Below are 25094 nucleotides of genomic sequence, written 5' to 3'. Positions count from 1 at the left end.
AGTTCCCCGCGCGCCCCTGAAGGCATGCGCCGCGCGCGCCTTCCCCTGGGCGAGCGGAGCTCGCTTCAGGGGCGCGGGGAACTGCGCGAGAAGCGGCCACCGGCCCGCGGCCGACCCACCACCCCTACCCGGCCCCCCGGTGCAACCGCTCCCCGCCCCCCAGAATGGCCTGGGCCAGCACAGCCCCCGGCCCCCGCCCCGCGGAACCCCGCACCACGAAATCCACCTCCCCGAGCTCCGGCAGCCCCACCCGCTCCGGCACCCGCACCAGCCCCGGAGGGATCAGGCCCCGGGAATGCGCCATCACCCCGAGCCCGGCCCGCGCCGCCGCGATCAGCCCGTTCAGCGAACCGCTCGTACAGGCGATGCGCCAGGCCCGCCCGTGCCGCTCCAGCGCTTCCAGGGCGAGCGCCCGGGAGATGCCCGGCGGGGGATAGACGATCAACGGAACCGGCCGCTCGGGATCGATGCGCAGCCGCTCCGAGCCGATCCACACCAGCCGGTCGTGCCACACGGACTGCCCGCCCGGGTCCTCCGGCCGCCGCTTGGCGAGCACCAGGTCCAGCTTGCCCGCGTCCAGCTGCTCGTGCAGGGTCCCGGACAGCTCGACGGTCAACTCCAGGTCCACCTCGGGGTGCTCGACCCGGAACGCTTCCAGGATCTCGGGCAGCCGGGTCAGCACGAAGTCCTCCGAGGCGCCGAACCGCAGCCGCCCGCGCAGCCGCGTCCCCGTGAAGAACGCGGCGGCCTGCTCGTGCACCTCCAGGATCCGGCGTGCGAAACCGAGCATCGCCTCCCCGTCGGGGGTCAGCTCCACGGAGTGCGTGTCCCGGGTGAACAGCGTCCGCCCCGTCGCGTCCTCGAGCCGGCGCACATGCTGGCTCACCGTCGACTGCCGCAGGCCCAGCCGCCGTGCGGCCTGCGTGAAGCTCAGCGTCTGCGCGACGGCCAGAAACGTCCTCAGCTGCCCGGGGTCGTACATGCCCCGACCCTACCTCCGCTCATCACGCGACACGATCACAGTCAGAGCGGTATGCCGGATTCCCGATCAAGCGGGAGAGGTGGACCATGGAGAGGGCACGACCTGAACCGAGAGCAAGGAACCAATGAAACGCCTGAGCTGGCCGTCCTGGATGCCGATCGACCCCTACATCCTGGCGCTGATCGGGACCGTGGGCGTCGCCGCCCTGCTCCCCGCTCGCGGCGGCGCGGCCGACGTGGCGTCCGGCGCCTCGACCGCCGCCGTCGCCTTCCTCTTCTTCCTCTACGGAGCGCGCCTGTCGACCCGTGAGGCGATGGACGGCCTGCGCCACTGGCGGCTCCACGTCACGGTCCTCGCCTGCACCTTCGTCCTGTTCCCGCTGCTCGGCCTCGCGGCCCGCGGCCTGGTCCCGGTGCTGCTGCCGCAGAATCTCTACGAGGGCCTGCTCTTCCTCACCCTCGTGCCGTCGACGATCCAGTCCTCGATCGCGTTCACCTCGATCGCGCGCGGCAACGTCCCGGCGGCGATCTGCGCGGGCTCCTTCTCCTCGCTCGCCGGCATCGTGTTCACGCCGCTCCTCGCGGCGGCCCTGCTCGGCAACAGCGGCGGCGGCTTCTCGGCCGACTCCCTCGTGAAGATCGTGCTGCAACTCCTCGTGCCGTTCGTCGCGGGCCAGTTGCTGCGCCGCTGGGTCGGCGGCTTCCTCACCCGTCACAAGAAGGTCCTCGGCTACGTGGACCGCGGCTCGATCCTGCTCGTCGTCTACACGGCGTTCAGCGAGGGCATGGTCCAGGGCATCTGGCACCAGGTGAGCGCCGTCCGGCTGGCCGGTCTCCTCGCCGTCGAGGCGGTGCTGCTCGCCGTGATGCTGGTGGTGACCTGGTACGGCGCGAAGGCGCTCGGCTTCGACCGCGGCGACCGCATCGCGATCCAGTTCGCCGGGTCCAAGAAGTCGCTGGCCTCAGGACTGCCCATGGCGAGCGTCCTGTTCGGCGCCCACGCCTCGCTCGCCGTGCTGCCGCTGATGCTCTTCCACCAGATGCAGCTGATGGTGTGCGCGGTCCTCGCCAAGCGCCGCGCGAAGGACCCCGAGGAGCCCGGAACACCGGACGGGACACCGGGCCGCACCCCGGCCGAGACGGCCGGGGCAGGCGTCGGCGTCAGCTCTTCGGCATCAGGACCGAATCGATGAGGTAGACGTTCGCGTTGGCGGTCTTCACATTGCCGCAGACCACGTTGGCCGAGCCGTTGACCTTGTAGGACTCGCCGGAGCCGGAGGTCGTCAGCTTCGACTTCTCCAGCGTGGGGAACGACCCCTTTTCCAGGTCCTTCGGCGCCAGCTTCTGGCCCACCACGTGGTACGTGAGGATCTTGGTGAGCTGGGCCTTGTCGTTCAGCACCTTGTCGAGATCGGCCTTCGGGATCTTCGCGAAGGCGTCGTTGGTGGGCGCGAACACGGTGATGTCCTGGGCGTTGTTGAGCGTGTCGACCAGGCCGGCCTTCTTCACGGCGGTGACCAGGGTGGACAGCGCCGGGTTGTTCGAGGCGGCGGTGGCGACCGGATCCTTGGCCATGCCGTCGAAGGAACCGGCGCCGTCCTTGGGCACGGAGGAACAGCCCGGGCCGAACGGCTCGCTCATGGCCGACGCGCCCCCGGAGGGGCTGGCCATGTCCGAGCCCTTCGGGGCCGAGGCCGAGGAGGCGCTGTCGGAGGCCTTGTCCTTGGAGTCGCTGTCCGAGCAGGCGGTCAGGGCCAGCGGGAGCATGCCCGCGGCGGCGACTGCGACGACGACACGGCGTACTCGAGTCTGCATGACGATCCCTCAGAGTTCTGGTCAGCGAGGACGCTCTGTCCCCGTCGCCAGTAATCCGGCGCCCCGCGCCCCGCGGATTGGCGGCTTCCCCGGACGAGTGACATCGGGCTCGGGCCGGGCGCGCCAAAAGACGGGGCCCGGCCGACGCAGGGGGCGCTCCCCGTCGCACCGGGACCCCGTCTTTCGTGCCACGGGCTCCGCGTCAGCTCGACGCGGCCGGAACCCGCAGGTCGAGCCGGTGTTCACCCGCGTACACGTTCATGTTGGCGCCCCGCAGGAAGCCGACCAGCGTCAGTCCGGTCTCCGCGGCCAGGTCCACGGCCAGCGACGACGGCGCCGAGACCGCCGCGAGCACCGGGATGCCCGCCATGACCGCCTTCTGCGCCAGCTCGAAGGAGGCGCGGCCGGAGACCAGCAGGACCGAGCGGGACAGCGGCAGGTCGCCGCTCTGCAGCGCGCGCCCGACCAGCTTGTCGACGGCGTTGTGCCGCCCGACGTCCTCCCTTATGTCGACGAGCGTGCCCGCCTCGTCGAAGAGCGCGGCCGCGTGCAGGCCCCCGGTCCGGTCGAAGACCCGCTGGGCCTCGCGCAGCCGGTCGGGGAGCGAGGCCAGCAGGTCGGGCGTGAGCCGGACCGGGGGAGTGTCGGAGATCGGGAACCGGGCCGTGGTGCGCACCGCGTCGAGACTGGCCTTGCCGCACAGCCCGCAGGACGACGTCGTGTACACATTGCGTTCCAGCGTGATGTCGGGCAGGACGATCCCGGGGGCCGTCCGCACATCCACCACGTTGTACGTGTTCGAGCCGTCCTGGGTCGCGCCCGCGCAGTACACGATGTTCTGCAGGTCGTCGGCGTCGGCCAGCACCCCCTCGCTGACCAGGAAACCGGCCGCGAGCGCGAAGTCGTCGCCCGGGGTGCGCATGGTGATGGCGAGCGGCTTGCCGTTCAGCCGGATCTCCAGGGGTTCCTCGGCGACCAGGGTGTCCGGCCGGGACGAGACCTGCCCGCCCCTGATCCGGATGACCTTGCGCCGTTCCGTGACTCGTCCCATGTCTTGATCAGTCCCGGTTCTGTACGTGCTGGTAGCCGAAGCGGCCCTTGATGCAGAGATTGCCGTGGGTCACGGGGTTGTCGTGCGGTGAGGTGACCTTCACGATCTCATTGTCCTGCACATGGAGCGTGAGGTTGCAGCCGACTCCGCAGTACGCGCACACCGTCGTCGTCTCCGTCTGCGCCGACTCGTCCCAGGTACCGGCCGCCCGCATGTCGAACTCCGACTTGAACGACAGCGCGCCCGTCGGGCAGACCTCGACGCAGTTCCCGCAGTACACACAGGCGGAGTCGGTCAGCGGGGCGTCGTGCTCGACGGCGATCCGGGCGTCGAAACCGCGCCCGGCGACCGAGATCGCGAAGGAGTTCTGCCACTGGTCACCGCAGGCGTCGACGCACTTGTAGCAGAGGATGCACTTGTCGTAGTCACGGACATAGAGGTCGTTGTCGACCCGGGGTTCCTCATCGACGCGGGCGGCGTCGGGGCCGAAGCGGTCCGGCTTCGCCTCGTACTCCTTCAGCCAGTCGGCGACCTGTGGAGTTGTCGACAGATCGACACTCGACGCGAGCAGTTCGAGGACGATCTTGCGGCTGTGCCGGACCCGCTCGGTGTCCGTACGGACCTCCATGCCCGCTTCGGCCCGGCGGGAGCAGGCGGGTGCCAGGGTCCGGGCGCCCTCCACCTCGACGACGCACACCCGGCAGGCGTTCTTGGGCGTCAGGGTGTCGCCCTGGCACAGCGTCGGGACGTCCCGCCCGGCGGCGCGGCAGGCGTCGAGGAGCGTGGACCCCTCCGGCGCGCGCACCGGCTCTCCGTCGAGGGTGAACTCCAGCAGGCGCCGGGGGATCCCCAGCGGCACGGTCGTCATGATGCGTACGCCCCCAGGCGGTCGATGGCGGACTCGATGGCGTTCCAGGCGGTCTGGCCGAGACCGCAGATCGAGGCGTCCTTCATGGCCCGCCCCACCTCGCGCAGCAGCGCGATGTCGTCGTCGGCCTCGATGCCCTTCTTCTCGGCGATCCGGTGCAGCGCCTCCTGCTGGCGCACCGTGCCCACCCGGCACGGCACGCACTGCCCGCACGACTCCTCGCGGAAGAACTGGGCGATGCGCAGCAGGATCCGGGGCAGCGGCAGCGCGTCGTCGAAGGCCATGACGACCCCGGAGCCGAGCGTGGTGCCCGCCTCGCGGGTGCCCTCGAAGGTCAGCGGGATGTCCAGCTCGTCGGGGCGCACGAAGCCGCCCGCGGCGCCGCCGAGCAGGATCGCGCGCAGCGGGCCCGGGGTCCCGGCGAGGGCGAGCAACTCGCCGAGGGTGGCGCCGAAGGGCAGTTCGTAGACGCCGGGGCGGGCGACGGCGCCGGAGACGCAGTACAGCTTGGGCCCGGTGGAGCGGCCGGTGCCGATGGCGGCGTACGCCTCGGCGCCCAGGGTCAGGATCGGCAGGACGTTGACGAGCGTCTCGACGTTGTTCGCCGCCGTCGGCTTCCCGAAGAGCCCCTTCTCCACGGGGAACGGCGGCTTGGAGCGCGGCTCGCCCCGGTACCCCTCGATGGAGTTGAACAGGGCCGTCTCCTCGCCGCAGATGTACGCGCCCGCGCCGCGCCGGATCTCGATGTCGAAGGCGAAGCCCTGCCCGAGCACGTCGTCGCCCAACAGGCCGCGGGCGCGGGCCTGCTCGACGGCGTGGGTCATCCGGGCGAGGGCGCGCGGGTACTCGCCGCGCAGATACAGATAGCCGTGGTGGGCGCCGGTCGCGTACGCCGCGATCGTCATCGCCTCGACGAGCGCGTACGGGTCGCCCTCCATCACCACCCGGTCCTTGAAGGTGCCGGGCTCGGACTCGTCGGCGTTGCACACGAGGTAGTGCGGCCCGTCCGGCTGAGCGGCGGTGGCCTGCCACTTCCGCCCCGTGGGGAACGCGGCGCCGCCCCGTCCGACGAGCCCCGCGTCCGTGACCTCCCGGATCACACCGGCGGGCCCGAGCGCGAAGGCACGCCGCAGGGCGGTGTAGCCGCCGGCTGCCCGGTAGTCGTCGAGCGAGGCGGGGTCGACGACGCCGACGCGCCGCAGGAGGATGAGACCAGGGTCGCCGAACTGCGGAATTCCGGCTGGATCAAGCCCCTCCGGCGATTGAGGAGCGGGGTCCGGGGCGGAGCCCCGCGACAGCAGCACATGCTCGGCGGACCCCGGATTCCCGGCCGCCACACGCAGCGCGACGGGCGCCTGCTCGCACAGCCCCAGACACGGCGACTCCTCGACAGCCGCACCGCCGACCCCCCGCGCCTTCAACGACGTACAAAGATCACCACCCCCCACCCGCGCACACGCCAGATCCGTGCACACGTGCAGCACCGTCGCGGCCCGCGGCCGCACCGAGAACATGGAGTAGAACGTCGCCACCCCGTACGCCTCCGACGGCGGCACCGTCAGCCGTCGGCACAGATAGGCGAGCGCGCCCTCACTGATCCACCCCACCCGGTCATTGACGGCGTGCAGCCCCGGCAACAGCAGATCCCGCCGGTCGCGCGCCCCACGCCCGCCCCTGGCCCACCGCAGATCGGCGTCCGGCCGGTCGACCCACTCACCGGCGGGCGCCTCCCAGGCCGAGGCCGGCGGACCGAGCAGCGCGTCGACCGCCGCCCGCTCCTCGTCCGTCGGCTTGCTGTCACCGAAGCGCAAGTCCACCGTCAGCCCCTCACTGCCTGTGCGGTCAGCTTCTCGATCCGGATCGCCGACGCCTTGAACTCCGCCGTCCCGGCGATCGGGCAATTGGCCTCGATCGTCAGGGAGTTGGTGTCCACCTCGTCGGGGAAGTGCATGGTCATGAAGGCGAGCCCGGGGCGCAGCCCCGGATCGACCCAGACCGGAGCGGTGACCACGCCGCGCCGGGACGACACCCGCACCTCCTCGCCGACCACGACCCCGTACCGCTCGGCGTCCTCCGGGCACAGCTCGACGTACTCGCCCCGGCGCAGCGGGGAGGCGAAACTCCCGCTCTGCACACCGGTGTTGTACGAGTCGAGGCGGCGCCCGGTGGTCAGCCGGATCGGATACGCCTCGTCGGTCAGGTCGACCGGCGGATCGTGCTCGACGAGACCGAACGGCGCGCGGCGGCCCCGGAGTTCGGGATCCGTGTCCCACAGCCGCCCGTGCAGGAACGACGACGGGAGTGCGGCGACGTCCGGGCACGGCCACTGCAGGCCCTGGTGCGCGTCGAGCCGGTCGTACGTCATCCCGAAGTGGTCGGGGGACAGGGCCCGTAGCTCGTTCCAGACCGTCTCCGCGTCCGGGTACTTCCAGTCGTGGCCGAGCCGTGCGGCGACGTCGCAGATGATGTCGATGTCCTCGCGTGCCTCGCCCGGCGCCCGCAGCGCGGCCCGCACCCGCTGGACCCGCCGCTCGCTGTTGGTGGTCGTGCCCTCGGTCTCCGCCCACGAGGCGGTCGCGGGCAGGATCACGTCCGCCATCTCCGCCGTCCTCGTCAGGAAGATGTCCTGCACCACCAGATGGTCGAGCGCGGCGAGCCGACGGGCCGCCTGCTCGCTGTCCGCCTCGGACTGGGCCGGGTTCTCGCCGATGCAGTACACGGCGTGCAGGGTGCCGTGCTCCATCGCCTCGAACATGTCGGTGAGGGTCAGGCCGTAGCGCGGCGGGATGACGGTGTCCCAGGCCCGTTCGAACTTCAGCCGGTGTCCGTCGTCGAGGATGTCCTGGAAGCCGGGCAGCCGGTTGGGAATGGCGCCCATGTCGCCGCCGCCCTGCACGTTGTTCTGCCCGCGCAGCGGCTGCACCCCGGCGCCGTACCGGCCGACGTGCCCGGTCAGCAGCGCGAGGTTGATCAGCGCGCGGACGTTGTCGGTTCCGTTGTGATGCTCGGTGATCCCCAACGTCCAGCACAATTGGGCGCGTTCGGCGGTCGCGTAGGCGCGCGCGAGGTCCTTGACGGCCGCCGCCGGGACGCCCGTGATCTTCTCGGCGAGGGTCGGTGTCCACGGCTCGACCAGCGCCTTGAACTCCTCGAAGCCGGTCGTCGCCCGCTCCACGAACGCCTTGTTGTACAGGCCCTCGGCGATGATCTCGCGGGCGACGGCGTGCGCGAGCGGGATGTCGGTGCCGACGTTGAGCCCGAGCCAGCTCTCCGCCCACTCGGCGGTCGAGGTGCGGCGCGGATCGACGGCGTACATCCGCGCGCCGTTGCGGATCCCGCGCAGCACGTGCTGGAAGAAGATCGGGTGCGCGAAACGGGCGTTGGAGCCCCACATCACGATCAGGTCCGTGTGCTCGACCTCCTCGTACGAGGAGGTGCCGCCGCCCGAGCCGAAGACGGCGGAGAGACCGGCCACGCTCGGCGCGTGGCAGGTCCGGTTGCAGGAGTCGACGTTGTTGGTGCCCATGACGACCCGGGTGAACTTCTGCGCCACGAAGTTCATCTCGTTCGTGGCGCGGGCGCAGGACAGCATCGCGAAGGAGTCCGGTCCGTGCGTGGCGCGCGCCCGCCGGAACCCGGCCGCCGCCGCGTCCAGCGCCTCGTCCCATGTCGCCCGCCGGAACGGCGAGGTGCGGTCGCCGGGCACCTCGCGCAGCAGCGGATGGGTGAGCCGGGTGTAGTTCTTCGGGGTTCCGTCGCGACGCCTCCGCTTCATGCGGCGTCCCTCCTCATGCCGTGGGCGAGCAGATCCGAGAGGGCGTGCACGGTGCGCAGGGTCGGCACCTCGACGCCGGTGATGTCGGCCAGCTCCACCACCGCGGCCAGCAACACGTCCAGCTCCAGCGGCTTTCCGCGCTCCAGGTCCTGGAGGGTGGAGGTGCGGTGGTCGCCGACCCGCTCGGCGCCGGCGAGACGGCGCTCGACGGAGATGTCCGGCCGGCAGCCGAGGGCCGCGGCGACGGCGAGCGTCTCGTTCATCATGATCTCGATGACCCGGCGGGTACCGCCGTGCCGGCACATCTGCCGCATGGTGGCGCGCACCAGGGCGCTGATCGGGTTGAACGAGATGTTCCCGAGCAGCTTGATCCAGATGTCGGCGCGCAGATCGGGCTCGACGGGGCACTTCAGGCCGCCGGCCTTCATCGCGTCGCTGAACTCCACGCACCGCGCCGACACGCTCCGGTCCGGCTCCCCGACGGAGAACCGGGTGCCTTCGAGGTGCCGCACGACGCCCGGAGCCGCCAACTCCGTCGCGGCGTACACGACACAGCCGATCGCCCGCTCGGGCGCGAGGACCGCACTGACCGCGCCCTGCGGATCGACACTGTCGAGCCGCTGCCCGTCGTGCGGGCCGCCGTGCCCGTGGAAGTACCACCAGGGGATGCCGTTCTGCGCGGCGATCACCGAGGTACGGGCGTGCAGAAGGGGCTCGATCAGCGGCCCGCACGCCGCGTACGAGGTGGCCTTCAGGCCCAGGAAGACATGGTCGACCGGGCCGATCTCGGCCGGGTCGTCGGTGGCGTGGACCCGTGCGGTGAAGTCGCCGCGCGGGCTGCCGACCCGGACACCGTCCCGCCTCATGGCCGCCAAGTGCGGTCCGCGGGCGACGAGATGGACGTCGGCGCCCGCGCGGTGCAGGGCGGCTCCGACATAGGCGCCGATCGCTCCGGCGCCGAGGACTGCGACTTTCACTGGAGCGCTCCGTTCGGTCGAGGGTGCCGGATCCGCCCCGCTCGCACGGGCGGTGGCGGTCCGGTGGGGCCGAATCTCGGGGAACGAATCTCTGGGAACGAACTGATGGAGCCGATTGAGCCAATGGAATATTGTCTACAGTATGGAAGTTGGGTCGACAAGGGTCCGTGCACGTGTGTGCAGGTTCATTGCATACGGTCGACCCATTTCGTACGCCCCCCTTCCCAACCCCCTTGGCGCTGCCTACGGTTCTGGATCATGAGGCCCCCTGTTGCACCCCCCGGCTGGAGCCGCTGGCTCGTTCCCCCAGCCGCTCTCGCGGTTCATCTGTCCATCGGCCAGGCCTACGCCTGGAGCGTCTTCAAACCCGCCGTCGAGGACGCCCTGCACGTGAGCGGCACGCAGAGCGCGCTGCCGTTCCAGCTGGCCATCGTGATGCTCGGCCTTTCCGCGGCGTTCGGCGGCACGCTCGTCGAGCGCAACGGACCGCGCTGGGCGATGACCGTAGCCCTGATCTGCTTCTCGTCCGGCTTCCTGATCTCCGCGCTGGGCGCGGGACTCGAACAGTTCTGGCTGATCGTCCTCGGCTACGGCTTCGTCGGCGGCATCGGCCTCGGCATCGGATACATCTCGCCGGTCTCCACGCTGATCAAGTGGTTCCCCGACCGGCCGGGCATGGCCACCGGCATCGCGATCATGGGCTTCGGCGGCGGCGCGCTGATCGCGTCCCCGTGGAGCGCCCAGATGCTCGAGTCGTTCGGCAGCGGGAACGGCGGCCTGGAGCTGGCCTTCCTGGTGCACGGCGTCGTGTACGCGGTCTTCATGTCGCTCGGCGTGCTCCTGATCCGGGTGCCGAGCGGCGCCCCGACAGGGGCGCGGGAAACCGCGCGAGCGACCCCCACCGGCCCGCAGGTGTCGGCGAACCAGGCGATCCGCACCCCTCAGTTCTGGTGCCTCTGGCTCGTCCTCTGCATGAACGTGACCGCCGGCATCGGCATCCTCGAAAAAGCCGCACCGATGATCACCGACTTCTTCCAGGACAGCAGCACCCCGGTGTCGGCCTCCGCCGCCGCGGGCTTCGTCGCCCTGCTCTCCGCCGCCAACATGGCGGGCCGCATCGGCTGGTCCTCCACCTCGGACCTCATCGGCCGCAAGAACGTGTACCGCCTGTACCTCGGCGTGGGCGCCGTGATGTATCTCCTCATCGCCCTGTGGGGCGACTCCTCCAAGCCCCTCTTCGTGCTCTGCGCCCTCGTGATCCTCTCCTTCTACGGAGGCGGCTTCGCGACCATCCCCGCCTACCTGAAGGACCTCTTCGGCACCTACCAGGTGGGCGCCATCCACGGCCGTCTGCTCACGGCCTGGTCCACGGCGGGCGTCCTCGGCCCGCTCATCGTCAACCGGATCGCCGACAGCCAGGAGAGCGCGGGCAAGCACGGCGCGTCCCTCTACGGCCTGTCCCTCACGATCATGATCGGCCTGCTGGTCGTCGGCTTCGTCGCCAACGAACTCGTCCGGCCGGTCCACGCCCGCCACCACCACGTACCCGCGCCCAGGGAGTCCGCCGATGACGCCGTCGACACCGCCCCAGACCAGCAGCAATCCGCCTAGCCGCCGGGGTCTCATCGCCTTCGCCTGGCTGTGGGTGGGCGCCCCCCTCGCCTACGGACTGTACGAACTGGTGCAAAAAGCGACACAGCTCTTCACGGGCTGATCGGTCGGAACTCTCCAAGCCTTGCCCCGCATTCCTGTCGCATACGTCACCGGTTACTCACCGGTCGCTGACCAGACTGGAATGTCCGCAGCTCGGACGGGGACAAAGGGCCCGCGGGCAAGGCACATGAGGGGACCCTCCATGAACGGTTCGCGCATCGTCGGCATCGGCCACTATCAGCCCGCCAGGATCCTGACCAACGAGGATCTGGCGGGCATGGTCGACACCAACGACGAGTGGATCCGCTCGCGCGTCGGCATCCGCACCCGCCACATCGCGGGCCCCGACGAACCGGTCGACGAGCTCGCCGCGCACGCCGCCGCCAAGGCGCTGGCCGCGGCGGGCCTGACCGCCGACGCCGTGGACCTGGTCGTCGTCGCGACGTCCACCGCCGTCGACCGCTCGCCCAACACGGCGGCCCGCGTCGCCCACCGCCTGGGCATCCCGTCCCCGGCCGCCCTCGACCTGAACGTCGTGTGCGCCGGCTTCACCCACGCCCTCGCCACCGCCGACCACACCCTGCGCGCCGGGGCAGCCCGGCGCGCCCTGGTCGTCGGCGCCGACAAGATGTCCGCCGTCACCGACTGGACCGACCGCACCACGTGCGTACTGACCGGCGACGGTGCCGGCGCCGTCGTGATCGAGCCGAGCGCCCAAGGCGCCGAGCCCGGCATCGGCCCGGTCCTGTGGGGCTCGGTCCCGGAGATGGGCAACGCCGTGCGGATCGAGGGCGAACCCGCGCGCTTCGCCCAGGAGGGCCAGTCCGTCTACCGCTGGGCCACCCGCTTCCTGCCGCCGCTGGCCCGCGAGGCCTGCGAACGGGCCGGCCTCGCCCCGGCCGACCTCGCCGCCGTCGTGCTGCACCAGGCGAACCTGCGCATCATCGAACCCCTCGCGGAGAAGATCGGCGCCGTGAACGCGGTGATCGCGCGGGACGTCGTCGACTCCGGCAACACCTCCGCCGGGAGCATTCCGATGGCCCTGTCCAAGCTGGTCGAGCGCGGCGAGCTGGAGAGCGGGGCGCCCGCGCTGCTCTTCGGTTTCGGCGGCAATCTCTCCTACGCCGGCCAGGTCGTGCGCTGCCCGTGAGGGGGTCCGGATGTGATGAGGCCAACTGCCCCTAGCTGTGGTGATTGTGCTCGGTAAACTGTATTCCAAAGACAATCCGTCGGAATCGGCTCGCCGGATGGTCTGAAGCCATGGTCTGAAGCTCAGGAGGGGGACCGCGATGTTGTCCACAGGACTGCCGCAGGGGGCCGTGCCCAAGCTGGAGCGCCCCGGACCGCTGCGCGAGCGGGTCTACGAGGCGCTGCTGGAGCTCATCACCACGCGCGCCCTGCAGCCCGGTCAGCATCTGGTCGAGAGCGAGCTCGCCGGGCATCTGGGCGTCTCCCGCCAGCCGGTGCGCGAGGCGCTGCAGCGGCTGAACACCGAGGGCTGGGTGGACCTGCGCCCGGCCCAGGGCGCCTTCGTGCACGAGCCCACGGAGGAGGAGGCCGATCAACTCCTCGCGGTCCGTACGCTCTTGGAGGCCGAGGCCGCCCGACTCGCCGCGGCCAACGCGGGCAAGACCGGCATCACCGCCCTGGAGGACCTGTGCGCCAAGGGTGAGCAGGCCGTGGCCGACGGGGACGTCGACCTGGTCGTCGCGACGAACGCCGAGTTCCACGCGAAGGTCATGGAGCTGGCGGGCAACGTCGTCCTCGCCGAACTGGCCGGCCAGGTCGACCGCCGGGTCCGTTGGTACTACCAGCCGGTCGCCCGCCAGCGCGGCACCCAGTCCTGGACCGAGCACCGCGAACTCATCGCGGCGATCTCGGCCCGCGACGAGTCCCGGGCCACGGCGGTCATGCGCACCCACACGGAACACACCCGGGAGACCTACCACCACCGAGCCCGCGACTGACGCCGACCGGTGAGGGGGGAAGGGGCGCTCCGCTCCCCGCCCCCCTTCGTCATGCCTCGACCCGGGCTTTGTCCTGTGACGGGAAAAAGTCGTGGGCAATTCCTGTGTAACTTCTTCCCACTCCCGGCAGCCACTGCTACGTTCCCCATCGAAAGCCGGACGGAGCTGCCGGGTACGACACCGGCGGACACGAGCGACGGTCCGACGGAGCCCGAAGAGGCGGGGAGGGGCACGTGAGACGCATGACGGCTCGGCCCGCGAACACGCACCAGGCGCGGCTGCTGCGACTGCTGCGCGACGGCGGGCCCAACTCCCGTGCCCAGCTGGGCGATCAGGTCGACCTCTCGCGGTCGAAGCTGGCCGTCGAGGTGGACCGGCTCCTGGAGACCGGACTCGTGGTCGCCGACGGCCTGGCCGCATCGCGCGGCGGCCGCCGCTCCCACAACATCCGGCTCGCCCCCGAACTCCGCTTCCTCGGCGTCGACATCGGCGCGACCTCGGTCGATGTCGCGGTCACCAACGCCGAGTTGGAGGTGCTCGGACACATCACCCAGCCCATGGACGTCCGCGAGGGCCCGGTCGCGGTCTTCGAGCAAGTACTCGCCATGGCAGCCAAGTTGAAGGCGTCAGGGCTCGCCGAGGGGTTCGACGGAGCGGGCATCGGCGTGCCCGGCCCCGTCCGCTTCCCCGAGGGTGTCCCGGTCGCCCCGCCGATCATGCCCGGCTGGGACGGCTTCCCGGTCCGCGAGGCCCTCAGTCAGGACCTCGGCTGCCCGGTGATGGTCGACAACGACGTGAACCTGATGGCGATGGGCGAGCAGCACGCGGGCGTCGCCCGCACCGCCCGCGACTTCCTCTGCGTCAAGATCGGCACCGGCATCGGCTGCGGCATCGTCGTCGGCGGCGAGGTCTACCGCGGCACGACCGGCTCCGCGGGCGACATCGGACACATCCAGGTCGAGCCGGACGGCCGCCAGTGCGCCTGCGGCAACAAGGGCTGCCTGGAGGCCTACTTCAGCGGCGCGGCACTCGCCCGCGACGCAGAGGAGGCCGCCCGCGACGGCCGCTCACCCGAACTGGCCACCCGGCTGGAGGCATCCGGCCGGCTCAGCGCGTCCGACGTCGCCGTGGCGGCGGCCACCGGTGACGGCACCTCCCTCGACCTGATCCGCGAGGGCGGCAACCGCACCGGCCAGGTCATCGCCTCACTCGTCAGCTTCTTCAACCCCGGCCTGGTCGTCATCGGCGGCGGTGTCACCGGACTCGGTCACACCCTCCTCGCCGCGCTGCGCACCCAGGTCTACCGCCAGTCACTGCCACTGGCCACCGGCAACCTCCCCATCGTCCTGGGGGAGTTGGGCCCCGCCGCCGGAGTCATCGGCGGCGCCCGTCTGATCAGCGACCACCTGTTCTCACCCGCGTAGACACCGTCGCGGGACCGGCACTCAGCACAGCGCTCTGCTCCGCCCTGCCCTGAAGCACGTCGCTCGGCCGCACCATGCCCTGCCGCACCTCGCTCCGCCGCACCCTGTTCCGCCCTGCTCTGCCCTGAACCCGGCCCGCACCCGTTCATAAGGGAACCGCCATGGCACCCACGGCACCATCGGCACCTCAGGCACCACAGGAACCACCGGCATCAGAACCGCCGCTGCTCACCATGTCCGGCATCACCAAGTCGTTCCCGGGTGTACGCGCCCTCGACGGCGTGGACCTGGAGGTCCGCGCAGGCGAGGTGCACTGCCTGCTCGGCCAGAACGGCGCGGGCAAGTCCACCCTCATCAAGGTCCTCGCCGGCGCCCACCAGCCCGACGAGGGAACCATCACCTGGCGCGGAGAGACCGTCACCCTGCGCTCGCCGATCGCCGCGATGCGGCTGGGCATCGCCACCATCTACCAAGAGCTGGACCTGGTGCAGCACCTGTCGGTCGCCGAGAACGTCCACCTCGGCCACGAGCCGACGGCCGGCGGCTTCGTCGTGCGACGCCGGGACGCCAGGGAGTCGACAGCCGCACTGCTCAAGCGACTTGGACACGGAGAGATCGACCCGGGAACCCTGGTGGGCGAGCTGCCGGCCGCCGGACAGCAGATCGTCTCCATGGCCCGCGCCCTCTCCCACGACGTCCGGCTGATCGTCATGGACGAGCCGTCGGCCGCGCTGGACCCCGACGAGGTCGACAACCTCTTCCGCATCGTCGCGAACCTCACCGCGGACGGCGTCGCCGTCGTCTACATCTCGCACCGCCTGGAGGAGATCCGCACCATCGGCGACCGGGTCACGGTCCTCAAGGACGGCCGCGCGGTGGCCGACGGCCTCCCCGCGAAGGACACCCCGACCCGCGACGTGGTCGCCCTGATGACCGGCCGCAACGTGGAGTACGTCTTCCCGGACCGGCCGGCCGCGGCCGCCACCGCCGAACCGGTCCTGAGGGCACGGAACCTCTCCCGCGCCGGGGAGTTCGCCCCGCTCGACCTCGATCTGCGCCCCGGCGAGATCGTCGGCCTGGCCGGTCTGGTCGGCTCCGGCCGCTCCGAGATCCTGGAGACGATCTACGGCGCCCGTAAACCGACGACCGGTCAGGTCAGCGTCGAAGGGCGGGAGTTGCGCACCGGCAGCGTCCGCGCCGCGGTCCGGGCCGGCCTCGGGCTCGCGCCCGAGGAACGCAAGGCGCAGGCCCTGCTGATGCTGGAGTCGGTGACCCGCAACGTCTCCGTCTCCTCCATGTCCCGCTTCGCGCGCGGCGGCTGGCTCGACCGGCGCGGAGAGCGGGCGGCGGCGCTGGAGGCCACCCGCGAACTCCATCTCCGCCCGGACAACCCCTCGGTCCCCGTCCGCACCCTCTCCGGCGGCAACCAGCAGAAGGCCGTCCTCGCCCGCTGGCTGCTCCGCGGCTGCAAGGTCCTCCTCCTCGACGAGCCCACCCGCGGTGTCGACGTCGGCGCCCGCGCCGAGCTCTACGCCGTGATCCGCCGCCTGGCCGACGAGGGCCTCGGCGTCCTCCTCGTCTCCAGCGAGGTCCCCGAGGTCCTGGGCCTGGCAGACCGCGTCCTGGTCCTACGAGAAGGAACGGTCGTCCACGAGGCCCCGGCCCACGACCTCACAGAACACCGAGTCCTGGACCTGGTAATGGAAGGCACCCCGACATGAACCGCCCCGCAAGGGGCGCGAACAACCACCCACGACGCACACCCGACAACGAACGTTCCAGCCCCGCCAGGGGCGCGGGAAACGCCGCGAGCAACCACCCACGACGCACACCCGACATCGAACGTTGCAGCCCCGAAAGGGGCGCGGGGAACGGCGCGAGCAACCACCCACGACCCGCACCCGACATCGAACGGACCAGCCCCGTCAGGGGCGCGGGGAACGGCGCGAGCAACCACCCACGACCCGCACCCGACAACGAACGTTGCAGCCCCGTCAGGGGCGCGGGGAACTGCGCGACCAGCCCCGCACAACCCGCACCCGGCACCCACCGAACCACCCCCGAGCCGCACCCCACAAGAAGGGACCCGGCGCCATGACGCAGCCCGCCTCACCCACCCGCCCGGCGGAGCCGAAACGCGCCGCCACCACCAAATCCCACCCCCTCGCCCTGGGCGCCCTCCGCCTGGACATCCGCACGCTCTCCCTGCTCGGCGTCCTCGTCGCCCTGATCGTCATCGGCGGCATCACCCAGCCCGACAGCTTCCTGGACGGCGACAACGTCCAGCTGATCCTGACCCAGGCCTCCGTCATCGGCGTCGTCACCGTCGGCATGACCTTCGTGATCATCTCCGGCGGCATCGACCTCTCCGTCGGCGCGATCGTGGCGCTCGCCAGCGTGTGGGCCTCCACCGTGGCGACCCAGGAGTACGGCTTCGTCGGCATCCTCCTCACGGCGATCCTCGTCGGCGTCGGCTGCGGCCTGGTGAACGGCGTCCTCATCGCGTACGGCAACATCGTCCCGTTCATCGCCACCCTGGCGATGCTGGCCTCGGGCCGCGGCCTCGCCCTCCAGATCACCGACGGCAAGACCCAGATGGTCACGGTGGACTCGGTGCTGAAGCTGGGCGAGCGCGATTCCTACATCCTCGGCATCCCCCCGCTGGTCCTCGTCTTCGCCGCGGTCACCGTCGTCGGCTGGCTCGTCCTGAACCGCACGACGTTCGGCCGCCGCTCCGTCGCGGTCGGCGGCAACCCCGAGGCGGCCCGGCTGGCCGGCATCGACGTACGCCGTCAGCGTCTGTACCTGTACCTGCTGTCCGGCCTGTGCTGCGGCATCGCCGCGTTCCTGCTGCTCGTCCTCGCGGGGTCGGGCCAGAACACCAACGGAAACCTGTACGAACTCGACGCCATCGCCGCCGCCATCATCGGCGGCACCCTGCTCACCGGCGGCCGCGGCAGCATCGTCGGCTCCGTCCTCGGCGTCCTGATCTTCATCACGATCCAGAACATCTTCGCGCTGAACAACCTGGAGACCGCGACCCAGCAGATCGCCAAGGGCGCGATCATCGTCGCGGCGGTCCTGCTCCAGCGACGTACGGCCAACACCACCTCATGAGTCCGGGAAGGGACGACGCCATGCCAGAGTCGACAAGCGTGTCGAGCCGCAGAAGCCTCCTGTTCGGCGCAGCCGCCGCGGTCACCGCGGGCGGCCTGCTCACGGCCTGCACCAGCAACGAGCCGAGCGACAAGAGCGACGGCGGCAGCAAGCCCGCGGACCAGCCGGTCGCGGACAGCAAGCCCGGCAAGCAGGTCACCATCGGGTTCGCCGGCCCGCAGGCCGACCACGGCTGGCTCAACGCGATCAACGACAACGCCAAGGAGCGGGCGAAGAAGTACTCCGACGTCACGCTCGAGGCGACCGAGGGCTCGAACGACACGGCCGCCCAGATCGGCCAGGTCGAGACCCTCATCAACAAGAAGGTCGACGTCCTCGTCGTGCTCCCCGCCGACGGCAAGGCGCTGACCCAGGTCGGCCTCAAGGCGATGCGCGCGGGCATCCCCGTGGTGAACCTCGACCGGATCTTCAACACCCCGCAGGCGTACCGCTGCTGGATCGGCGGCGACAACTACGGCATGGGCCTGTCGGCCGGCAACTACATCGGCGAGAAGCTCAAGGACAAGAAGAACGCGAAGGTCGTCGAGCTCGCCGGTCTCGACAACCTGGAACTGACCAAGCAGCGCACGCAGGGCTTCGACGACGCCCTGAAGAACTTCCCGAACATCAAGAAGGTGGCCCGCCAGGCGGCCGACTTCACGGTCGAGTCGGGCCAGGCCAAGATGTCCCAACTGCTCCAGGCGCAGAAGAACTTCGACGCGCTGTGGAACCACGACGACGACCAGGGCGTCGGCGCCCTGCGCGCCATCGAGCAGGCGGGCCGCGACGACTTCCTGATGGTCGGCGGCGCCGGCGCCCTCTCCGCGTTCGACGCGATCAAGAGCGGCCGCGGCGTACTGAAGGCCACCGTCCTCTACCCGCCGACGATGGCCGCGTCCGCCATCGACCTCGCCCGCGCCCTCGGCCAGGGCAAGGGGATCGGCGGCATGGCCGAGTTCGAGATCCCGGCCCACGTGACCCTGTTCTCGGCCGTCGTCGACGAGACGAACATCGACAAGTACATGTCCACCGGCTTCAAGTGATGCGGCCCGCGGGCACGGCGCATCAGGCGAACCCGGCGTGGACGAGGAGGACTTCGGCATGGCAGGAAGCAGCACCGGCACGACGGCCCGTGAACCGGGCGGTGACGACGACACGGAGGTGAGGCGGGCGGCGCCCGGCGCACCGAAGCCCGTCCTCGGCGTCGGCATGGTCGGCTACGCGTTCATGGGCGCCGCCCACTCCCAGGGGTGGCGCACCGTGGGCCGCGTCTTCGACCTGCCGCTCACCCCGCGCCTCGCCGCGGTCTGCGGCCGCGACGGAGAGGCCGTGCGCGCCGCGGCCGACCGGCTCGGCTGGGCCGCGGCGGAGACGGACTGGCGAGCGCTGATCGCCCGCGACGACGTCGACCTCGTCGATGTGTGCACGCCTGGCGACAGCCACGCCGAGATCGCGATCGCCGCCCTGGAAGCGGGCAAGCACGTGCTGTGCGAGAAGCCGCTCGCCAACTCCGTCGAGGAGGCGCAGGCGATGACGGAGGCCGCCGAACGCGCCGAGCGGCGCGGACAGGTGGCGATGACCGGATTCAACTACCGGCGGGTCCCGGCCATCGCCCTGGCCCGCCGGATGATCGCCGAGGGGCGCCTCGGCACCCTGCGGCACGTGCGCGTCAGCTATCTCCAGGACTGGCTCGTCGACCCCTCCTTCCCGCTGACCTGGCGGCTGCAGAAGCCGTACGCGGGCTCGGGCGCCCTCGGCGACCTCGGCGCGCACGCCGTGGACCTCGCCCAGTTCCTCGCGGGAGAACCGGTCGCCGGGGTGTCGGCGCTCACCGAGACGTTCGTCCGCGAGCGCCCTCTGCTGGCCGGAGCCACCTCCGGGCTCTCGGCGGCCAGCGGCCCCGGGGGAGGGGAGCGGGGCCTCGGCCAGGTCACCGTCGACGACGCGGCGCTCTTCACCGGCCGCTTCGCCTCCGGCGCCCTCGCCTCCTTCGAGGCGACCCGCTTCGCGACCGGCCGCAAGAACGCCCTCAAGGTCGAACTCAACGGTGAGCGCGGCTCGCTCGCCTTCGACCTGGAGCGCCTGAACGAACTCTTCTTCCACGACCAGACCGAACCCGGTGTCAGCGCGGGCTTCCGCCGCATCCTCGTCACCGAACCCGACCACCCCTACCTGGAGGCGTGGTGGCCGCCGGGCCACGGCCTCGGCTACGAGCACACCTTCGCGCACCAGGCCCACGATCTGGTGCGGGCGATCGCCGAAGGCGCCCGGCCCGCTCCGTCGTTCGCCGACGGACTGCAGGTGCAGCGCGTGCTGGCCGCCGTCGAGGAGAGCGCGGCGAAGAACTCGGTCTACACCCCCGTACCGGTCTGAGGAGGCCCTCCCGTGCCACGTCAGTTCACCCTGTTCACCGGTCAGTGGGCGGACCTGCCCCTGGAGGAGGTCTGTCGCCTGGCCCGCGACTTCGGCTACGACGGACTCGAACTCGCCTGCTGGGGAGACCACTTCGAGGTCGACAAGGCGTTGAAGGATCCCGGGTACCTCGACAGCCGTCATGCCCTGCTCGACAAGTACGGCCTGAAGTGCTGGGCGATCTCCAACCACCTGGTCGGCCAGGCCGTCTGCGACGCCATCATCGACGAACGCCACGAGGCGATCCTGCCCGCCCGCATCTGGGGCGACGGCGACGCCGAGGGCGTCCGGCAGCGCGCGGCCGCCGAGATCAAGGACACCGCCCGCGCGGCGGCCGCCTTCGGCGTCGACACCGTCATCGGCTTCACGGGCTCGTCGATCTGGCACCTGGTCGCCATGTTCCCGCCCGCGCCCGAGGCGATGATCGAGCGCGGCTACGAGGACTTCGCGACGCGCTGGAACCCGATCCTGGACGTCTTCGACACCGAAGGGGTCCGCTTCGCCCACGAGGTCCACCCCAGCGAGATCGCCTACGACTACTGGACCACGCAGAAGGCCCTCGAAGCGGTCGACCACCGCCCGGCCTTCGGGCTCAACTTCGACCCCTCGCATTTCGTGTGGCAGGACCTCGACCCGGTCGGCTTCCTGTGGGACTTCCGCGACCGGATCTACCACGTCGACTGCAAGGAGGCCCGCCGGCGGCTCGACGGCCGCAACGGACGCCTCGGCTCCCACCTGCCGTGGGGCGATCCGCGCCGCGGCTGGGACTTCGTCTCGGCCGGCCACGGCGACGTGCCCTGGGAGGACGTCTTCCGCATGCTCCGCTCGATCGAGTACGCGGGCCCGGTCTCGGTGGAGTGGGAGGACGCGGGCATGGACCGCCTCCAGGGCGCCCCTGAGGCGCTGACGTTTTTGAAGCGGCTCGATTTCGAGCCGCCCACTGCCTCTTTCGACGCCGCGTTCGGCAACTAGCGCCCCTTCAGGGGCACGGGGAACTGCGCGCTCGGCCACAACGGGCGCGCAGTCGCTGAACCCTGCCCAAAAACCCCTTTGTCCACGCGCAGGAGAAAGAAAAACGAACCCGCGCACAAGGTCTATCCGGCAAAGACAAACGCGGCTAACTTCCTGCCGTGTACATGGCCTAGATGAACCTTCCGGGGTGACGGCGCACCCCGGCGCCCGCACCGCACGTCTACGCACCCATCCCATACGGCCCACCCCGTTCCCGGAGGGACCTTCGTGCACAGCAGCAGAAGCAGAACCCGCAAGCGAACCCGCAACGGGCCCACCCGGCACTCCAGGCTCCGCACCAGCCTCGCCCTGCTCACGGGTTCCGTACTCATCGGCTCGTCCCTGGCGCTGGCCGTGCCCGGCACGGCCAGCGCCCACCCGGACCACCCCGACGAGCCGGCCGCGGCCTCGGACTTCCAGCAGGTCACCCTCGCCAAGGGCGCCGACGAGACCGGTGAGCCCATGTCGCTCGCCGTGCTCCCGGACCGCAGCGTCCTGCACACCTCCCGCGACGGCACCCTGCGCCTGACCGACGAGGGCGGCAGCACCTCCGTCGCCGGCAAGCTCGACGTGTACAGCCACGACGAGGAGGGCCTCCAGGGCGTCGGCGTCGACCCGGGCTTCAAGGACAACCGGTTCATCTACCTCTACTACGCGCCGCCGCTGGACACCCCGAGCGGGGACGCCCCCGAGACGGGCTCGGCCGCCGACTTCGCCAAGTTCGACGGCGTGAACCGGCTGGCCCGCTTCGTCCTCAAGGAGGACGGCACCCTCGACAAGGCCAGCGAGAAGAACGTCCTGGAGGTCAAGACCTCCCGCGGCACCTGCTGCCACGTGGGCGGCGACATCGACTTCGACGCCGACGGCAACCTGTACCTGTCGACCGGCGACGACACCAACCCCTTCGCCTCCGACGGCTACACCCCGATCGACGAGCGGGCCGACCGCAACCCCGCCTTCGACGCGCAGCGCAGCTCCGGCAACAGCAACGACCTGCGCGGCAAGGTGCTCCGCATCAAGGTGAAGGACGACGGCACCTACGACATCCCCGAGGGCAACCTCTTCGCGCCGGGCACCGAGAAGACCCGCCCCGAGATCTACGCGATGGGCTTCCGCAACCCGTTCCGCATCAGCGTCGACAAGCCCACCGGCACCGTCTACGTAGGCGACTACGGTCCCGACGCCGGAGCGGCCGACCCCAAGCGCGGTCCCGCCGGACAGGTCGAGTTCGCCAAGATCAACAAGGCGGGCAACTTCGGCTGGCCGTACTGCACCGGTGACAACGACGCGTACGTCGACTACGACTTCGCCACCAAGGCATCCGGCGACACCTTCGACTGCGCCGCGCCGAAGAACACCTCGCCGAACAACACCGGCATCACCGACCTGCCCCCGGCCCAGGCCGCCTGGATCCCGTACGACGGCGGCAGCGTGCCCGAGTTCGGCTCCGGCTCCGAGTCGCCCATGGCGGGTCCCGTCTACCGCTACGACGCGGACCTGGACTCCCCGGTGAAGTTCCCCGAGGAGTACGACGGCGACTTCTTCGCCGGCGAGTTCGGCCGCCAGTGGATCAAGCGCATCGAGCAGGACGGCGACGGGAACGTCTCGAAGATCAACGACTTCCCCTGGACCGGCACCCAGGTCATGGACAGCGCCTTCGGCCCCGACGGCGCCCTGTACGTCCTCGACTACGGCCTCTCCTGGTTCGGCGGCGACGAGAACTCGGCGCTGTACCGCATCGAGAACGCCACCGGCGGCCACTCGCCGATCGTCGAGGCCAAGGCCAGCAAGACGTCCGGACAGTCGCCGCTGCGCACCACGTTCACCGCGACCGGCACCGACGCCGACGACGACCCCATCACCTACAGCTGGGACTTCGGCGACGGCTCCAAGGGGACCGGCGCGAACCCGAGCCACACCTACCGCAAGGACGGCACCTACACGGTGACGGTCACGGGCGACGACGGCACGGGCCGCACCGGCTCGGCCAACGTCCGCGTCGTGGTCGGCAACACCGCCCCGTCGGTGAAGTTCCAGTCCCCGGCCAACGGCTCGCTGTTCAAGTTCGGCGACACCATCCCCTTCAAGGTCGCGGTCAGTGACCCGGAGGACGGCACGATCGACTGCTCGAAGGTCACCGTGCGCTACCTCCTCGGCCACGACAACCACGCCCACGAGCTGACCTCGGTCAAGGGCTGCGAAGGCACCATCACCGTGCCCGCGGACTCCGAACACGACCCGAACGCCAACATCTACGGCGTGCTCGACGCCGAGTACACCGACGGCGGCGGAGGCGGCCAGACCGAGCTGACCACGCACGACCAGGTCCAGCTCCAGCCGCGCCACCGCCAGGCCGAGCACTACAGCAAGCAGCAGGGCACCACACAGCAGAGCAAGACCTCGGCCAACGGCGGCAAGACCGTCGGCGACATCAACGACGGCGACTGGATCTCCTTCACCCCCTACAACCTCACCGGGGCCAAGAAGCTCACCGCCCGGGTCTCGTCCGCCGGCGCGGGCGGCTTCCTGGAGGTGCGCACCGGCTCGCCGACCGGCACCCTGCTGGGCTCCACGACCGTCCCGGTCACCGGCAGCTGGGACACCTTCCAGAACGTCGACGTCGCGCTGAAGAACGTCCCGAAGAAGACCACCGACCTGTACCTCGTCTTCAAGGGCGGCGACGGCGCGCTCTACGACGTCGACGACTTCGAGATCTCCAGTGACGCCGCCGTGAAGGGCGCCAAGCGGGTCCTCGTCTTCTCCAAGACGGCCGGCTTCCGCCACGACGCGATCCCCGAGGGCATCGGCGCCCTGAAGGAGCTCGGCAAGAGCAGCGACATCACCGTCGACGCCACCGAGTCGGCCGCCCAGTTCACCACCAACAACCTCGCCCGCTACGACGCGGTGGTCTTCATGTCCACCACGGGTGACGTCCTCGACGACACCCAGCAGAAGGCGTTCGAGGAGTACATCGCCAAGGGCGGCGGCTACATGGGCATCCACGCCGCCGCCGACACCGAGTACGACTGGTCCTACTACGGCGGCCTCGTCGGCGCCTACTTCGACTCGCACCCGGCCATCCAGAAGGCCACCGTCCGCGTCGAGGACAAGACCAACCCGGCCACCGCCCACCTGGACGACGCCTGGGAGCGCACCGACGAGCTGTACAACTACCGCACCAACCCGCGCGACAAGGTCCACGTCCTGGCCACCCTCGACGAGACCACCTACTCGGGCGGAAACATGAAGGGCGACCACCCGATCGCCTGGTGCCAGAGCTACGGCGGCGGCCGCTCCTTCTACACCGGCCTCGGCCACACCAAGGAGTCCTACGCCGACGACGCCTTCCGCACCCACCTGCTCGGCGGCCTGAAGTACGCCACCGGCCAGGCCAAGGCGGACTGCAAGCCGAACAAGGACTACCGGCCGATCTTCAACGGCCAGTCCCTGGACGGCTGGAAGCAGGCAGGACCCGGCAAGTTCAACGTCAAGGACGGCACCCTGGAGTCCGAGGGCGGCATGGGCCTGCTCTGGTACCAGGCCAAGGAGCTGAAGTCCTACTCCCTCAAGCTGGACTGGAAGATGCGGGGCGACGACAACTCCGGTGTCTTCGTCGGCTTCCCCGCCTCCGACGACCCCTGGTCCGCGGTGAACAAGGGCTACGAGATCCAGATCGACGCCACCGACGCACCGGACCGCACCACCGGGTCGATCTACACCTTCAAGGCGGCGAACATCAAGGCCCGTGACGCGGTCCTGCGCCCGCCGGGGCAGTGGAACTCCTACGAGATCAAGGTCCAGGGCGAACGCCTCCAGGTGTTCCTCAACGGAGTCAAGATCAACGACTTCACCAACAAGGACCCCGAGCGGAGCCTGACCGACGGCTACATCGGCATCCAGAACCACGGCGCCGACGACCAGGTCTCCTACCGGAACATCCAGCTCAAGGAACTGCCCTAGTAGGGCACCCCGAACGGCGGCGGGCGGAGGACGCCGGACCTCCG

General features: G+C 70.6%; 18 protein-coding genes. 11 read left to right on the top strand and 7 right to left on the bottom strand.

Annotated features, from left to right (window positions below):
- Positions 1–124 precede the first annotated feature (124 nt).
- Positions 125–982 carry a LysR substrate-binding domain-containing protein gene (locus tag ABZ930_RS09180; RefSeq protein WP_361543947.1) on the bottom strand — a complete coding sequence of 286 codons (858 nt, stop codon included), beginning with the start codon at positions 980–982 and terminating at the stop codon, positions 125–127.
- 124 nt (positions 983–1106) lie between these two features.
- Here ABZ930_RS09180 and ABZ930_RS09175 point away from each other — a divergent pair, with 124 nt between their 5' ends.
- Complete coding sequence (locus tag ABZ930_RS09175; protein WP_361543944.1) at positions 1107–2174, top strand: bile acid:sodium symporter family protein; 1068 nt, start codon at positions 1107–1109, stop codon at positions 2172–2174.
- Here ABZ930_RS09175 and ABZ930_RS09170 read toward each other — a convergent pair.
- The 6 genes from ABZ930_RS09170 to ABZ930_RS09145 all read right to left on the bottom strand — a co-directional run bounded on the left by ABZ930_RS09170 (position 2143) and on the right by ABZ930_RS09145 (position 9467).
- Complete coding sequence (locus ABZ930_RS09170; RefSeq protein WP_361543941.1) at positions 2143–2796, bottom strand: fasciclin domain-containing protein; 654 nt, start codon at positions 2794–2796, stop codon at positions 2143–2145. The two genes, ABZ930_RS09175 and ABZ930_RS09170, sit on opposite strands and share 32 nt — an antisense overlap.
- Before the next feature lie 202 nt (positions 2797–2998).
- Positions 2999–3847, bottom strand: a complete 849-nt coding sequence (fdhD, locus tag ABZ930_RS09165; protein WP_361543939.1) for a formate dehydrogenase accessory sulfurtransferase FdhD — start codon at positions 3845–3847, stop codon at positions 2999–3001.
- Between the two features lie 7 nt (positions 3848–3854).
- Positions 3855–4715 (bottom strand): 2Fe-2S iron-sulfur cluster-binding protein, encoded by an 861-nt coding sequence (locus tag ABZ930_RS09160; protein WP_361543936.1) that lies wholly within the window; start codon positions 4713–4715, stop codon positions 3855–3857.
- Positions 4712–6532, bottom strand: coding sequence for an NADH-ubiquinone oxidoreductase-F iron-sulfur binding region domain-containing protein (locus ABZ930_RS09155; protein ID WP_361543933.1), 1821 nt, complete (start codon positions 6530–6532; stop codon positions 4712–4714). Before ABZ930_RS09155 ends, ABZ930_RS09160 begins: the two co-directional genes overlap by 4 nt.
- A gap of 2 nt (positions 6533–6534) precedes the next feature.
- Positions 6535–8490 (bottom strand): molybdopterin-dependent oxidoreductase, encoded by a 1956-nt coding sequence (locus ABZ930_RS09150; protein WP_361543930.1) that lies wholly within the window; start codon positions 8488–8490, stop codon positions 6535–6537.
- On the bottom strand, positions 8487–9467 hold the full coding sequence (locus ABZ930_RS09145) for a 2-dehydropantoate 2-reductase (protein WP_361543927.1): 981 nt from the start codon (positions 9465–9467) through the stop codon (positions 8487–8489). Before ABZ930_RS09145 ends, ABZ930_RS09150 begins: the two co-directional genes overlap by 4 nt.
- 258 nt (positions 9468–9725) lie before the next feature.
- On the opposite strand from ABZ930_RS09145, the gene ABZ930_RS09140 reads away from it, so the two are divergent.
- The 10 genes from ABZ930_RS09140 (at position 9726) to ABZ930_RS09095 (ending at position 25050) form a co-directional block, all read left to right on the top strand.
- Positions 9726–11078: an OFA family MFS transporter gene (locus tag ABZ930_RS09140; protein WP_361543924.1), complete on the top strand. Its 1353-nt coding sequence runs from the start codon at positions 9726–9728 to the stop codon at positions 11076–11078.
- A gap of 244 nt (positions 11079–11322) precedes the next feature.
- Positions 11323–12270 (top strand): beta-ketoacyl-ACP synthase III, encoded by a 948-nt coding sequence (locus tag ABZ930_RS09135; protein WP_361543921.1) that lies wholly within the window; start codon positions 11323–11325, stop codon positions 12268–12270.
- Positions 12271–12409: 139 nt separating this feature from the next.
- On the top strand, positions 12410–13087 hold the full coding sequence (locus ABZ930_RS09130) for a GntR family transcriptional regulator (RefSeq protein ID WP_361543918.1): 678 nt from the start codon (positions 12410–12412) through the stop codon (positions 13085–13087).
- Between the two features lie 242 nt (positions 13088–13329).
- On the top strand, positions 13330–14511 hold the full coding sequence (locus tag ABZ930_RS09125) for an ROK family transcriptional regulator (protein ID WP_361543977.1): 1182 nt from the start codon (positions 13330–13332) through the stop codon (positions 14509–14511).
- A 233-nt stretch (positions 14512–14744) separates the two neighbouring features.
- Positions 14745–16232, top strand: coding sequence for a sugar ABC transporter ATP-binding protein (locus tag ABZ930_RS09120; protein ID WP_361543915.1), 1488 nt, complete (start codon positions 14745–14747; stop codon positions 16230–16232).
- A 373-nt stretch (positions 16233–16605) separates the two neighbouring features.
- The gene (locus tag ABZ930_RS09115; RefSeq protein WP_361543912.1) at positions 16606–17628 is read left to right on the top strand and encodes an ABC transporter permease; all 1023 of its coding nucleotides are present in this window, start codon (positions 16606–16608) and stop codon (positions 17626–17628) included.
- 20 nt (positions 17629–17648) lie between these two features.
- The gene (locus ABZ930_RS09110; protein ID WP_361543909.1) at positions 17649–18710 is read left to right on the top strand and encodes a substrate-binding domain-containing protein; all 1062 of its coding nucleotides are present in this window, start codon (positions 17649–17651) and stop codon (positions 18708–18710) included.
- 166 nt (positions 18711–18876) lie between these two features.
- A complete protein-coding gene (locus tag ABZ930_RS09105; protein WP_361543974.1) occupies positions 18877–20040 on the top strand; it encodes a Gfo/Idh/MocA family oxidoreductase in 1164 nt (387 codons plus the stop codon).
- Between the two features lie 12 nt (positions 20041–20052).
- Complete coding sequence (locus tag ABZ930_RS09100; RefSeq protein WP_361543906.1) at positions 20053–21051, top strand: sugar phosphate isomerase/epimerase family protein; 999 nt, start codon at positions 20053–20055, stop codon at positions 21049–21051.
- Between the two features lie 348 nt (positions 21052–21399).
- On the top strand, positions 21400–25050 hold the full coding sequence (locus ABZ930_RS09095; RefSeq protein WP_361543971.1) for a ThuA domain-containing protein: 3651 nt from the start codon (positions 21400–21402) through the stop codon (positions 25048–25050).
- The last annotated feature ends 44 nt before the right edge of the window (positions 25051–25094 follow it).

The sequence above is a fragment of the Streptomyces sp. NPDC046716 genome, from assembly GCF_040645755.1.
GTDB lineage: Bacteria > Actinomycetota > Actinomycetes > Streptomycetales > Streptomycetaceae > Streptomyces.
This window is presented reverse-complemented; position numbering and strand designations above follow the sequence as displayed.

What these genes read in the sequence shown, in the direction of transcription:
- fdhD (WP_361543939.1), bottom strand. Translation starts at nt 3,847, where the DNA reads ATGGGACGAGTCACGGAACGGCGCAAGGTCATCCGGATCAGGGGCGGG.
- ABZ930_RS09160 (WP_361543936.1), bottom strand. Translation starts at nt 4,715, where the DNA reads ATGACGACCGTGCCGCTGGGGATCCCCCGGCGCCTGCTGGAGTTCACC.
- ABZ930_RS09125 (WP_361543977.1), top strand. Translation starts at nt 13,330, where the DNA reads ATGACGGCTCGGCCCGCGAACACGCACCAGGCGCGGCTGCTGCGACTG.
- ABZ930_RS09180 (WP_361543947.1), bottom strand. Translation starts at nt 982, where the DNA reads ATGTACGACCCCGGGCAGCTGAGGACGTTTCTGGCCGTCGCGCAGACG.
- ABZ930_RS09150 (WP_361543930.1), bottom strand. Translation starts at nt 8,490, where the DNA reads ATGAAGCGGAGGCGTCGCGACGGAACCCCGAAGAACTACACCCGGCTC.
- ABZ930_RS09115 (WP_361543912.1), top strand. Translation starts at nt 16,606, where the DNA reads ATGACGCAGCCCGCCTCACCCACCCGCCCGGCGGAGCCGAAACGCGCC.
- ABZ930_RS09175 (WP_361543944.1), top strand. Translation starts at nt 1,107, where the DNA reads ATGAAACGCCTGAGCTGGCCGTCCTGGATGCCGATCGACCCCTACATC.
- ABZ930_RS09105 (WP_361543974.1), top strand. Translation starts at nt 18,877, where the DNA reads ATGGTCGGCTACGCGTTCATGGGCGCCGCCCACTCCCAGGGGTGGCGC.
- ABZ930_RS09120 (WP_361543915.1), top strand. Translation starts at nt 14,745, where the DNA reads ATGTCCGGCATCACCAAGTCGTTCCCGGGTGTACGCGCCCTCGACGGC.
- ABZ930_RS09110 (WP_361543909.1), top strand. Translation starts at nt 17,649, where the DNA reads ATGCCAGAGTCGACAAGCGTGTCGAGCCGCAGAAGCCTCCTGTTCGGC.
- ABZ930_RS09170 (WP_361543941.1), bottom strand. Translation starts at nt 2,796, where the DNA reads ATGCAGACTCGAGTACGCCGTGTCGTCGTCGCAGTCGCCGCCGCGGGC.
- ABZ930_RS09135 (WP_361543921.1), top strand. Translation starts at nt 11,323, where the DNA reads ATGAACGGTTCGCGCATCGTCGGCATCGGCCACTATCAGCCCGCCAGG.
- ABZ930_RS09140 (WP_361543924.1), top strand. Translation starts at nt 9,726, where the DNA reads ATGAGGCCCCCTGTTGCACCCCCCGGCTGGAGCCGCTGGCTCGTTCCC.
- ABZ930_RS09130 (WP_361543918.1), top strand. Translation starts at nt 12,410, where the DNA reads ATGTTGTCCACAGGACTGCCGCAGGGGGCCGTGCCCAAGCTGGAGCGC.